An 11,735-nucleotide genomic window follows, 5' to 3' on the forward strand; every position below is an offset into this window, starting at 1 on the left:
GATGATCGTGGCGTCGGCTGACACGGGATCGGCGCAGCGATGACCCATCGGCGTTGTGCCCTGATCACCGGCGGTTCGCGCGGGATCGGCGCGGAGGTCGCGCGGCGTCTGGCCGAACTCGGCTACGACCTCACGCTCGCTGCCCGCGATGGCGCGGTGCTGGACAGTACTGCTGAAGAGCTGCGCACCGACCACGGTGTCGACGTAGTGACGGTGATCGCGAACATGAACGATCCCGAACAGTTGCTGCGCCTCGCCGACACGCACGCCGACCGGTTCGGTCGACTGGACGTCCTGGTGCACTGCGCCGGCACCGGTACCGCCGGTCCGGTAGCGACGATGAGCGCCGCCGGCTACCACCGCATGTTCGACATCAACGTTCGTGGCCCCCTGACCCTTGTGCAGCACTGCCTGCCATTGCTGCGCGAGACGGCGAAGGACAACCCCGGCGCAGGTGCGAAAATCGTTGCGCTGGCCTCGATCACCGGTGTCGCGGGGGAACCGGGCTTGGCCGCCTATGGGGCGTCGAAAGCCGCTCTGGTGTCGCTCTGCGAAACCATTTCGCTGGAGGAATCCGCGAACGGTGTCAGTGCGACAGCTATCTCACCCGGCTATGTCGATACCGATATGACCGCGTGGAAACGCGACGAACTCGACCGCGCGGCGATGCTGACGACCGGGGACATCGCTGAACTGGTGCTGGCCATCACTCGTCTGTCCGCTAACGCCGTCGTCCCCAATATCGTTGTCTCCCGGTCGGGAAACCGGCTGTGGCGAGCATGATCGACCGCCCATCGCCTGCTGAGCCGGTGGGAACGAGTACGGCTCGATGACCGCGATACGCGGCGAAGTGAGGAACGCGCACATCCTCACCCGCGCGGATCGCGGCGAAGCCCGTGCCCGTCGCCGCGAGGTCGTCATCCGCGCCGCGCGCGACGTCTTCGTCGACCATGGTTTCCACGGCGCCAGTATGGAAGAGATCAGCGTCAGGGCCCAGGTGAGCAAACCGGTGCTCTACAACCACTTCACGGGCAAAGTGGACCTGTATTCCACTGTGCTGCAACGGTATCTGGACCACATGGTCGATGGCCTGCGTGGTGCGCTCCGAACGACCGCCGGGTACGAGAACAAGGTGCGGCGCACGGTGTCGGCCTATTTCGACTTCGTCGACGAAGACGACGGTGCGGGATACACGCTCGTGTTCGACACGCCGGTTCCGAGTGAGCCGAGCGTCGAGGGTCGGGTTCGGATGGCGATGGCCGAATGTGCGGCACTGGTCGGTGCCGAACTCGACGCGGTGGGGATGGATCCCTACCGTGCCCGGGCTTGCGCGTTCGGTCTCGTCGGCGCCAGCCACCTGGCGGCCCGCTACTGGTTCGACGCCGGTCGCCCGATTCCCAAGATCGCGCGGTCGACACCACCGTTGCGCTGTTCTGGACAGGACTGTCCGGAACGGGCTAGTGCGAATACCGGCGGGGTCGACGAAGTCGCCGCGGCGGTGCGGGAAGCGTCCGAGGATCTGGACCCGATGCGACGTGTCTCCGCTCAGATCAGATTCTTGCCCAGGGATCTACGCTCACGCATGTCGTCCAGGTAGCGCTCGAAGGGCTGAGCTCGCCACGTGTCCGGCAGCACCTCGAGCAGTCGGCCGAGCGTGCGCATCACGATTTCGAACACTCGCTGCCTGCGGGGGCTCCATGGCAGGCCCAACTCGTCGCGGAACTGCTGTGGCAGAAACCCGGTGGTGAAGAAGCGATTCGCCCGACCGAACGCGACGCGCACGCTTCGACGCCATGCCGCCAATTCGACAACGTAGTTGAGCAAGTACGTGCGGACTTCGTCGTCGAAGGACAGATCGCCGAGCATGGAGTCCCAGTACCGATCGAAGGCCGCGCGGTCGGCCGGCCACAGTTCGGCCGGCATCTGCAGGGTTGTCCCGAACCTGGCGGCATCGCAATACATCTCGTCGGCATCCTGCTCGTTCATTCCGCCGAAGAGCAGGTTCACCGTGTCCAGGACGCCTCGGTACAAGCAGGCGGCCACCCACAGTTGCAGCTGAGGGTCGAAGGCGTTGTACCGAACAGGGCTGTGCGGTCCCGAGCGCACCTGCCGGTGCGCGGTGCCCACCGCGGCACGGTAGGCCGCCTGATCTTCGTCGGTTCCGATCATCGCCACCGCGAGGTAGGTGAGCGTGGTTCGACCGCGCTTGGCCGGCCGCGTCGCGTAGCTGCCCGATTCGACAACACTTTCCACTACGCCGCGCCCCACCGGCGGCAGGCTCAGCTGCATGATCACGTTCGCCGGGCCGCCCAGCAACGCGCCGACACCGTTGAGGTAGCGGTGCCGGCGCGCGATGTCGTCGGAGACATCCCGCAGACGACCAGCCCTTGCTGAACGGGTCATGGCCGGCCTCCGAATCGAAAGGGTGAGAGATTCACGCGCTCATGTTCTCACCGAGGCCGGTCTTCCACAATGCTTTTCGGCGATTTCAGCGATATTAAGTTACCAATGATTCCGGCACCGGCTACGATCGCCATCGGCTGTCGGCGCTGGGATTCCGATCGCTTGTCCTGAGTACTCGACCCCTTCGGAGGTGTCCATGCCAGTGATCCCGAGCATGCCTGCGGCCCTGGTCAGAACGATGGCTGACGGCTGGTCCGCCGTCGGGGTTCTGCGCAGAAGCGGCGCGATCGACCTTCGGCATCCGGTGGAGCTGCTGCGTACTGCCAGGGATGCGACCGTGCTCGGTCCTGTGGCCACCGCGTTCGCGCACGCGGCTCGCCACAACGGCGCCGCGACGGCCATCGTCGACGAGCTGGGGCCGCTGACATTCGCGGAGCTCGATCGCAGGTCGAACGCGGTGGCCAACGGCCTTGTCGCGCGGGGGATCGCGAGTGGCACGGTGCTGGCCGCGCTCTGCCGGGATCATCGGGGGATGGTCTTGTCGCTGCTCGCCGCGGGCAAACTGGGTGCGCGCATCGTGCTGCTCAACACGGGAATGGCGGGCCCGCAGTTGGTGTCGGTGACCGAACGCGAAAACGTGGGTGCGATCCTGCTCGACGCCGAGTTCCTTCACCGCTTCGACGACCTTCCCAAGAAGTTACCGATGATTCTGACCATGGACGACGGCTGGGCGGACCACGGGCAGCCCACGCTGGACGATGTCCGAGCGGGCCAGCACACACGACCGCCGGTGAGCCCCAAGCGGCCCGGCGGGATTGTGGTACTCACCAGCGGCACGACCGGAACACCGAAAGGTGCGCCGCGGGCCAAAGTGTCGCCCTTGCAATCGGCGCAGTTCCTCGACCGGATCCCCTTGCCGAAGGCGAGTACGACCGTGCTCGCGGCGCCGGCGTTTCACGGCACCGGTCTCTCGCAGCTGATTCTCGGTTGGGCGCTGGGAAGCACGATCGTCTTGCAGCAGCGCAAATTCGACCCGCGACGCACGCTGGCCGATATCGAACACCATCGGGCGGGCACGTTGGTGCTGGTACCAACGATGTTGCAGCGCATCGTCGATCTGGGCGAGTCCGTGCTGGCCGAATACGACACCTCCTCACTGAAGGTGATCTTCGCGGCCGGATCCGCCATCTCGCCCGACCTGAGCAGGCGTACGGCGCTGGCGTTCGGTGAGGTGCTCTACAACCTGTATGCCTCGACGGAGGTCGCGGTGGCAGCCGTCGCCACGCCCAGCGATATGCGGGAAGCGCCCGGCACCGTCGGCCGCCCACCCGTGGGCTGCCGGGTCGCGATCTACGATGACGACCGCCGCCGGGTCACCGAACCGGGTGTGGTCGGCACCATTTTCGTGGCCAGCGCACTGAGTTTCAGCGGCTACACCGACGGCACAGGCAAGGAGATCGTCGACGGAATGCAGTCCAGTGGCGATGTCGGCCATTTCGATGCGGCGGGAAGGCTGTTCATCGATGGTCGCGACGACGACATGATCATCTCCGGTGGGGAGAACGTCTTTCCGCTCGAGGTCGAAAACCTGCTCGTAGAACGACCGGACATCCTCGAGGCGGCGGTCGTGGGGGTAGACGATCGCGACTTCGGAAAACGCCTGCGCGCGTTCGTTGTGCCCGCACCCGGTGCTTCGTGCGATGCGCAACAGCTAAAGGATCACGTCAAAGCGGCCCTCGCGCGACACAAGGTCCCACGGGATGTGGTGTTCGTAGACGAGTTGCCACGCAATGTCACCGGCAAACTGCTTCGTCGCAAGCTCGAGAGCGTCGATCCGCGGTGAGATCGGGGCGCGGCCTTTTCTGCGCGTGCGGTATCGAGGTCACGCCGGGGTGGGTGACTCCCGAGACGTGGCGATGTCACCGGCCAGCGGTGCGACCGCGCTGATCACGTGGTCTGTCAGTTCTCGGTCGACCCCGGCTGCGATGAGCGCGTCGGTGAGATGGCCTGCGACCAGGGCGAAGTGGACTGGGGTGATGCCGCGCCCTCGGTGAACGGTTCGCATGGATGCGCCGACGTACGGCACCGGTCCGCCGAGTAGTGCGGCGAAGAATTCGACCTGCCGACCCTTCATTCGGGTGAGGTTCGTGCCGGCGAAGAACGGCGACAACCGCTCATCGGCGAGGACGCGTCGGTAGAGGTCTTCGACGACCGTCTCCACGGCATGGCGGCCGCCGATCCGCTCGTAGGGCGGCAAGCCTTCCTCCGAGGTGTCGGCATCGCTTCCGGACGCCGACATGCTGCGTCGATCCGGTTCGTCCATGGTGGGAGTCCTCGTTTCGCAAACGTCACTGATGGGGTGGTCGGTGACAGTCGCCGGAGACATCCGGCAATCCGATGAATTGACAGTAACTTATCTGTTTTGAGGGTCTACCTGTTTCGGGCTTGACGGAGTTCGGTCGGGGGTATCGAACGGTGACCCTTCCTGCTTGCCAATTGGAAAGTTGCAGTTCGGACGCCGATCTGTGTGTGATTACCGGCCGTGGGTGTCCAGGAGGATGCGTCCAGGGGGCTGATTCTCGACAGACACCTGCTCATCAATCGCAGAATAGACAGTAACATAGCCTTGTATTGACGCCTTGGACGTGGGAGACTGCTTGCCAGCCATCGCTGCCGTGAGGCGACGTTGAACGCAGTGAGGAAGTCGAAGATGACTACCGACTATTCACCCAGAATCGATTCTGAGCGGCCCCGTGTGGCCACGGCGGAGTCCTCCATCAGAGTCCGGGCGCTCGCCGACGAGTTGGTCTCCCGAATGCTCGAGAGCATGGCTACGCGCGCCGGTGACGTCACCGGTGGTGCCCTGGCCGCTGCTGATGTTCTACCGGGCACTGCCCTGGCGACCGTTCCGCCCCGCGGACGCGGCGACACTGTTCGACACCGCACCTCCGGGTCGCCGCGAGCTCGTGCCGAGGTTCCCAGCGAAGTGATCGATCAGGCGATCGGTCCGGGTTTCACAACGAGTTTGGAGCTGATCGCCTCGAGTGTGGTCGGCTCCGAAGAACAGAAGCTCTCGGTCGTACGCCAACTGGCGACCGAAATGCTCGACAGCGTGACGGCGGCGATATCACTCGCGTACACCGACCATCTCGCGGCCGAGGTCGTCGAGGATCAACGGGTCAGGAACTCCTTGGCGGTCGCGTTGCTCGCCGGGCAGGATACGTCGACGGTGACGCGTTGCAGCGGTTTCGAGGTCGCCGAGAGCTATTCCGTGTTGGCGGTGCATTTTCCGTCCGGTGGTAACGGAACGTCCGACACATTTGTCACGCAGATGGACGTCCGGCGAATGCTTCGAAATATCCGGGCGGCCCTGGATCGCCACGGGTCGGTGCGCGCGTTGTCGCGGCTCGATGTGCGCGGTGGCGTCATCCTCGTTCCGTCGGCTGAAACAAGGGACCTCGACACGTTGTTGACCGTGCTGTCCGCGGCGGCCGGAGTCGACATGACCGCGACCTGCGCGGAGGCGTCGCCGGCGAAGATTCCGGAAACTGTTGATCAGCTGTGCGACCTCTTGGATCTCGTGCAAAGAATTCAGCGCCCGCCCGGTCTGTTCCGTTTCGCTGATCTGGCAGTCGAATATCAGTTGACCAGGCCATCTGCTGTGCGCCGGCATATCGAAGCGATACTGAGCCCACTCGACGACAATCCGATTCTGATGGAAACCTTGTGCACGCACCTCGATAACAATCTGAACCGTCGCCGAACCGCGCGGCAGCTCAGCGTTCATATGAACACCATCGATTACCGGCTGAAAAGTATCCGCAAACTGACGGGCTTCGATCCTTCGTCGGCCGATGGACTCTGGTATCTGCAGTCGGCGCTGATCGTGCGTAAAGCGAGCTGTCAAGAGAAGTAGGTCGGCCGCGATGTCATCGTGCGGCGGATGATTTCGGAGGATCGGCACGGTATCGCCCGCAATGGGGCGGATCCCGGAACAGCGGCCGAGCGTGTGTACGTGGTTCCCGAGAACGAATCCGGCACCAATTGACGAAACGGCGGTGGTCACCTCGGCTCGGCTGCCGAGGAGACCACCGCCGGAACCCGCAACGGAGTCGGGATCTATCTCAGCTGGAGACCACGGGTGTCAGGCCCGTCGAGCCGTGCAGTTTGCGGAGCTCGTGCTTGACGACCTTGCCGCCCGCATTGCGCGGCAGGGCGTCGACCACCACGAGGTCCTTCGGGTGCTTGTAGCGGGCGAGATGGGTGTTCAGGTGCGGTTCGAGGTCGGCGAGGCTGATCTCGCCGCCGTCCTCCACCGCCACGATCGCGACCGGGACCTCGCCCCATTTGTCGTCGACGCGGCCGATCACCGCTGCCTCTCTGATCCGTGGGTGCGCGAACAGCACGTTCTCCACCTCGGCGCAGTAGATGTTCTCGCCGCCGGAGATGATCATGTCCTTCTTGCGGTCGACGACATAGACGAAGCCTTCCTCGTCGAGGCGCACGAGGTCACCGGAGTGGAACCAGCCGCCCGCGAACGCGTCGGCGGTCGCGCGCGGGTTGTTCCAGTACTCGCGCATCAAAGTCGGTCCGCGATAGACGATTTCGCCGATCTCGCCCTGGGCGACATCGTTCATCTCGTCGTCGACGACTCGGGTGGCGATGGTGGGGATCGGCTTGCCGACAGAGCCGAGCTTGCGGATCGCGTCCTCGCCGTCGAGGACACAGGTGATCGGCGACATCTCGGTCTGCCCGAAGACCGCCACGTTGAGCGCGTTCGGGAAGGTCTCCGCCATGGCACGCAGCACGGTGTCCGAGGCCGGGGCCGCACCCCAGCTGATCACCCGCAGCCGCAGATCGCGCTGTGCGACAGTCGGATCGGCGCACACCACCTGCCACTGGGCCGGCACCAGGAACACCGAGGTCGCGCGCTCGCTCTCCCAGGCATCGAGCACCTCGCCCGCGTCGAACGCCTTGAGCGGATGGATCACCGTCAACGCGCCGAGTACGAAACACGATGCGACACTGCCCAATCCGGCGATGTGGAACAGTGGCGACGCGCAGAAGGCGATGTCGTCGGCGCTGTAGCGCATGGCACGGATGCAGGTGAGCGCCTGCGAACTCATGTTCAGGTGGGTCAGGACCGCGCCCTTGGGGTTTCCGGTGGTGCCGGAGGTGTACATGATCAGGGCCGCGGTGTCCTCGGCGACATCGCGCGGCTCGTGCGGTTCGCCGGTCTCGGCGATGAGGTCCTCGTAGCCGAGAACACCGTCGCCGGTCGATGCGCCGACCACGATGTGCGTACTCAGATCCGGTGACTGGGCGCTCACCGCTGCGGCCAGAGGAGCGAGCACCGCGTCGGTGATGATCACCGAGGCGCCGCTGTCGGCGACCAGGAAGGCGATCTCGGGCGGAGTGAGCCGGAAGTTCACCGGCACCGCGATGGCGCCCAGAGTGTTGATCGCGAATACCGATTCGAGGTACTCGGTGTTGTTGAGCATCAGGATCATCACGCGGTCGCCGGGCTCGACGCCGCGCCGATCGAGCGCGTCGGACAACCGTCCCACTCGCCAGTGCAGTTCACCCCAGCTGGTGGTCTTGCCCAGGTACCGCACGGCGGGAGCATCCGGGATGGTGGTGGCATGGATCGCGATCTGGTTCATCCAGTGATTGCGGCGCGAGCGCAGGGGTTCTGTGGACATCGTCGTCTCCTCGAAGGCGCGGAAAGGGTTAGGCCGGTTCGGCGATCGGATGCACGGCGCCGGTGAAGTTCGGCGCGCGACGGGTCAGCATCGCGGTCATTCCTTCGAGGAAGTCCGCGGAGGTCAGCAGCTCGATCTGTCCGTCCTTCTCCCGCGCGAGCGCGGCGTCGAGTTCGGTCAGCGTCGCCGCGTTGATGGCAGCTTTCGTCAGTTGCAGCGCGCGGCGAGGACCCGCGACCAGTTGGGCGGCAACCGCCTCGATCTGATCGTCGAGTTCGGCGGCGGGTACGCACCGGGTGATCAAACCCGCCGCGGCGGCGTCGGCGGCGGGCAATCGGGCGCCGAGCAGCGCCATTTCCGCGGCCCTGGCACGACCCATGGCGGCGGCGACGACCGCGGTTGCTCCGCCGTCGGGCATCAGGCCGATGGAGGTGAACGGCAGCAGCAGGTAGGCGCTGTCGGCTGCGTAGACGAGATCAGCGGCCAGCGCGATCGACGCGCCGACACCGGCGGCGGGCCCGTTGACCCGCGCGATCACGGGCAGCGGCGAGGCGATGATCGCGCGGATCAGCGCGTTGGCGGTGTCCATCACGACCTGCGGTGAGGCCTCGTTGCCGCCCGCGGCGGCCGCGGCGGCCAGGTCGGCGCCGGTGCAGAACGCTTTACCCGCGCCGGTCAGCACGATCACCCGAACGGACGGCCGAGTTGCGGCCGAGCTGATGAGATCGCCCAGCTCGGTCATCGCCTCGAGATCGATCGCGTTCAGCCGTGCTTGGCGGTCGATCGTCAGGCGCAGGACGCCGCCAACTTCTGTGACCAGAATGCTCTCGCTCATCGGGCCACCGTTTCGACGATGGACTTGGCCAGGCGTCCTGCGATGAGGGTCTCGGCCTCGCGCACGATCCGCGCCACCAGCTCCGCGCAGGTGGGAATGTCGTGGATCAAGCCCTGACACTGGCCGACACTCCAGATGCCGGCGTCGAGGTCGCCGTCCTCGTAGACCTTGCGGCCACGAGCGCCCGCGACGAGCTCGCGTACATCGTCGAACGTGCCGCCACCGCGCTCGATCTCGACGACCTGGCGGCTGACGGCGTTATCGGCGACTCGGGCAGTGTTGTTCAAGGTCCGGAAGATCAGCTTGGTGTCGAGCTCGGTGTTGGCGACGATCTGTTCCTTGACCACGTGCGCGATGGGCGACTCGACCGTGCACAGGAACCTGGTGCCCATATTGACGCCGTCCGCACCGAGTGCCATCGCGGCGACCAATCCGCGAGCATCGGCGATGCCGCCGGAAGCGATCATCGGGATCTCGATCTCACGCGCGGCGGCGGGAATCAGGACCAAGCCCGGTGTGTCGTTCTCGCCGGGATGACCGGCGCATTCGAAGCCGTCGATACTCACCGCGTCGACGCCGACCTGCTGGGCCTTGAGCGCGTGCTTGACGCTGGTGCACTTGTGCAGCACCTTGATGCCCGCGTCTTTGAGGTAGGGCAGGTGGGTCGCCGGGTTGCCGCCGGCGATCTCGACGATCGGAACGCCGCCATCGATGATCGCCTGGCGGTACTCCGCGTAGGGCGGCGGTGTGATCGAAGGCAGGATCGTCAGATTCACGCCGAACGGTTTGTCGGTGAGGTCCCTGGTCCGAGCGATTTCCTCGCGCAGTGCCTGCGGGGTGGGCTGGGTCAGTCCGGTGATGATGCCGAGACCGCCGGCTTCCGAGACCGCGGCCGCGAGTTCGGCGCGGCCGACCCACATCATCCCGCCCTGCACGATGGGGTGCTCGACACCGAATGCCTCGGTGAATCGGGTGCGCAGCATGGAGCCTCTCTCCGCTCGGGAGTTCTGCGCCGGTGGCAGGAACCCCGTGGGCTCTTTGCATCCGGCTAGAATCGTGATTAACTTATTGAGAATGGGTGTTAACTTAACCGAGCTGGAGCGTTCCTGTCAACGAAATCGGGCCAAGCGCGAAAACCGCTGGGCCCACCCTGGTCGATCCGGTGATCGGGTGCGCTGGACGGGTTGATCCGATTCCTTTCGAAAGAAGTCGTCGATGACTGAATCCCTTGTCGCAGGGGCTGTTGACAAGCAGTTTCTCGGAGACTCGCCCTCCTGTGGCCGGTGCGGTTCTCGGCCGCGGGCCGATCGAAGACGAGGCCGCCGTGCCCGAGCCGTCGCGCGAGCTCGTGCAGCCGCGAGCGGCTGGGCGGCACTGGGTGCCAAGGACGGGCAAGGCCGCACTGCGGCGATGGGCGAAACATCTGATCGTCAACATGGCTCCGTCGCGTCACCACGATGCGTTACCGGCAGCTGATCTTCAATCCACACCACGAAGCAAGGGAGAACCATTACTATGGGCGTCGAATTCAGCCCGGAACAGCAGGATTTCGCGGCAGCGGTCGCCGCGTTCGCCAAGCGTGAGGCGGGCACCCGGGAGAAGCGTGACGCGCTCACCCACCATGATGCCGAGCAACACAACGCGGGTGTCTACGGCAAGATGGCCGAGCTGGGCTGGCTCGGCCTGACCGTGCCCGAGGAGTACGGCGGCTCCGACGCCACGATGGTCGACATGTGCATCCTGCTCGAGGAGAGCCTGCGCGGTATGTTGCCGATCGGTGCGATCGGGCCGACCCTCATCACCGGTGGTGCCTACGCCAAGTTCGGTACCGCGGCGCAAAAGGACGTGGTCTTGCGCGGCATCGTTCGTGGTGCGTCGCAGTCGATTTCGATGTCGGAACCGGAAGCGGGCTCCGACGTCGGCAACATCACCGCCAAGGCGGAGAAGACCAACGACGGCTGGCTGATCAACGGTCAGAAGACCTGGTGCTCCAACGCGCACATCTCGGAGAACATCCTGCTGGTCGTGCGCACCGATCGCAGTGGCGGCAAGCACGAGGGACTCACCATGTTCCATGTGCCCGCCAACACGCCGGGGCTCAAGATCAGCCCGATCGAGCTGATGGGCAACCAGAAGGAGACCAACGACCTGTACTTCACCGACTGCCTGCTCCCCGAGGACGCGGTGGTCGGCGAGGTGGGCAACGGCTGGCGTCAGCTGATGACCGGGCTGAACTTCGAACGGCTCATTCTGGCCGCGATGAGCCTCGGCGCTGCCGAGCGTGCCTTCGAGGACACGCTGCAGTTCATCAGTGAGCGCAAGCAGTTCGGCAGGCCGATCGGTTCCTTCCAGGCGCTACGGCACCGCATGGCCGACCTCGCGACCGAGATCGAATGCACCAAACTGCTGGTTTACAGCGTGGCCGCCGCGGTCGACGCCAACCCGACCAAGACCTTCGCGCGCGAAGCATCGATGGCCAAGCTCAAGGCCACCGAGACGTCCAAGCAGGTCGCACTGGCCGGGATGCAGATGATGGGCGGCTACGGCTACGCCCGGGAGTTCGACATGGAAAAGCACGTCCGTGGCGCCCTGGTCTCCACGATCTTCGGCGGGACGAGCGAGATCCAGCGCGACATCATCGGTAAGACGTTCGGTCTCTGACACGGAGGGGAAAGGGGCGTCCGACCGGTCACGGTCGGACGCCCCCAGTCGAGTAGCTCGCTTACAACCCCGGCACGGGCGTACCGATCCGAATTGTATACAGTAAAAGGTAAAACAAAGCCTGACGACAGAAT

General features: G+C 65.2%; 10 protein-coding genes. 5 read left to right on the top strand and 5 right to left on the bottom strand.

All coding sequences use genetic code 11. The features are described from left to right. Positions 1–39: 39 nt before the first annotated feature. Complete coding sequence (locus ACFULV_RS21820) at positions 40–783, top strand: SDR family NAD(P)-dependent oxidoreductase (protein WP_378659377.1); 744 nt, start codon at positions 40–42, stop codon at positions 781–783. 46 nt (positions 784–829) lie between these two features. Beyond that, a complete protein-coding gene (locus tag ACFULV_RS21825) occupies positions 830–1,597 on the top strand; it encodes a TetR/AcrR family transcriptional regulator (RefSeq protein ID WP_378659380.1) in 768 nt (255 codons plus the stop codon). On the opposite strand, the gene ACFULV_RS21830 is transcribed toward ACFULV_RS21825, so the two are convergent. After that, positions 1,546–2,403, bottom strand: a complete 858-nt coding sequence (locus ACFULV_RS21830) for an oxygenase MpaB family protein (RefSeq protein WP_378659383.1) — start codon at positions 2,401–2,403, stop codon at positions 1,546–1,548. The genes ACFULV_RS21825 and ACFULV_RS21830 overlap by 52 nt on opposite strands. Positions 2,404–2,599: 196 nt before the next feature. Here ACFULV_RS21830 and ACFULV_RS21835 point away from each other — a divergent pair, with 196 nt between their 5' ends. Further along, entirely contained in the window at positions 2,600–4,246 is a 1,647-nt protein-coding gene (locus ACFULV_RS21835; protein ID WP_378659385.1) for an acyl-CoA synthetase, read from the top strand. Positions 4,247–4,285: 39 nt separating this feature from the next. Here the strand turns inward: ACFULV_RS21835 and ACFULV_RS21840 are convergent, their stop codons facing one another. Next, positions 4,286–4,702, bottom strand: coding sequence for a group 1 truncated hemoglobin (locus tag ACFULV_RS21840; protein ID WP_378659409.1), 417 nt, complete (start codon positions 4,700–4,702; stop codon positions 4,286–4,288). Positions 4,703–5,113: 411 nt separating this feature from the next. Between ACFULV_RS21840 and ACFULV_RS21845 the strand changes: the two genes are divergently transcribed. After that, positions 5,114–6,319, top strand: a complete 1,206-nt coding sequence (locus ACFULV_RS21845; RefSeq protein WP_378659387.1) for a PucR family transcriptional regulator — start codon at positions 5,114–5,116, stop codon at positions 6,317–6,319. A gap of 208 nt (positions 6,320–6,527) precedes the next feature. Here ACFULV_RS21845 and fadD5 read toward each other — a convergent pair whose 3' ends face one another. Genes fadD5 through ACFULV_RS21860 form a run of 3 tightly spaced genes read right to left on the bottom strand, consistent with a single transcriptional unit; the run spans position 6,528 to position 9,923 of the window. After that, positions 6,528–8,105, bottom strand: a complete 1,578-nt coding sequence (gene fadD5, locus ACFULV_RS21850) for a fatty-acid--CoA ligase FadD5 (protein WP_378659390.1) — start codon at positions 8,103–8,105, stop codon at positions 6,528–6,530. Positions 8,106–8,133: 28 nt separating this feature from the next. Next, complete coding sequence (locus ACFULV_RS21855; RefSeq protein WP_378630902.1) at positions 8,134–8,940, bottom strand: enoyl-CoA hydratase-related protein; 807 nt, start codon at positions 8,938–8,940, stop codon at positions 8,134–8,136. Continuing rightward, the gene (locus tag ACFULV_RS21860; RefSeq protein WP_378630903.1) at positions 8,937–9,923 is read right to left on the bottom strand and encodes an NAD(P)H-dependent flavin oxidoreductase; all 987 of its coding nucleotides are present in this window, start codon (positions 9,921–9,923) and stop codon (positions 8,937–8,939) included. Before ACFULV_RS21860 ends, ACFULV_RS21855 begins: the two co-directional genes overlap by 4 nt. Before the next feature lie 532 nt (positions 9,924–10,455). Between ACFULV_RS21860 and ACFULV_RS21865 the strand changes: the two genes are divergently transcribed. Beyond that, positions 10,456–11,601, top strand: coding sequence for an acyl-CoA dehydrogenase family protein (locus ACFULV_RS21865; RefSeq protein WP_378630905.1), 1,146 nt, complete (start codon positions 10,456–10,458; stop codon positions 11,599–11,601). Positions 11,602–11,735 lie beyond the last annotated feature (134 nt).

The organism is Nocardia sp. NPDC057272, assembly GCF_042668615.1.
GTDB lineage: Bacteria > Actinomycetota > Actinomycetes > Mycobacteriales > Mycobacteriaceae > Nocardia.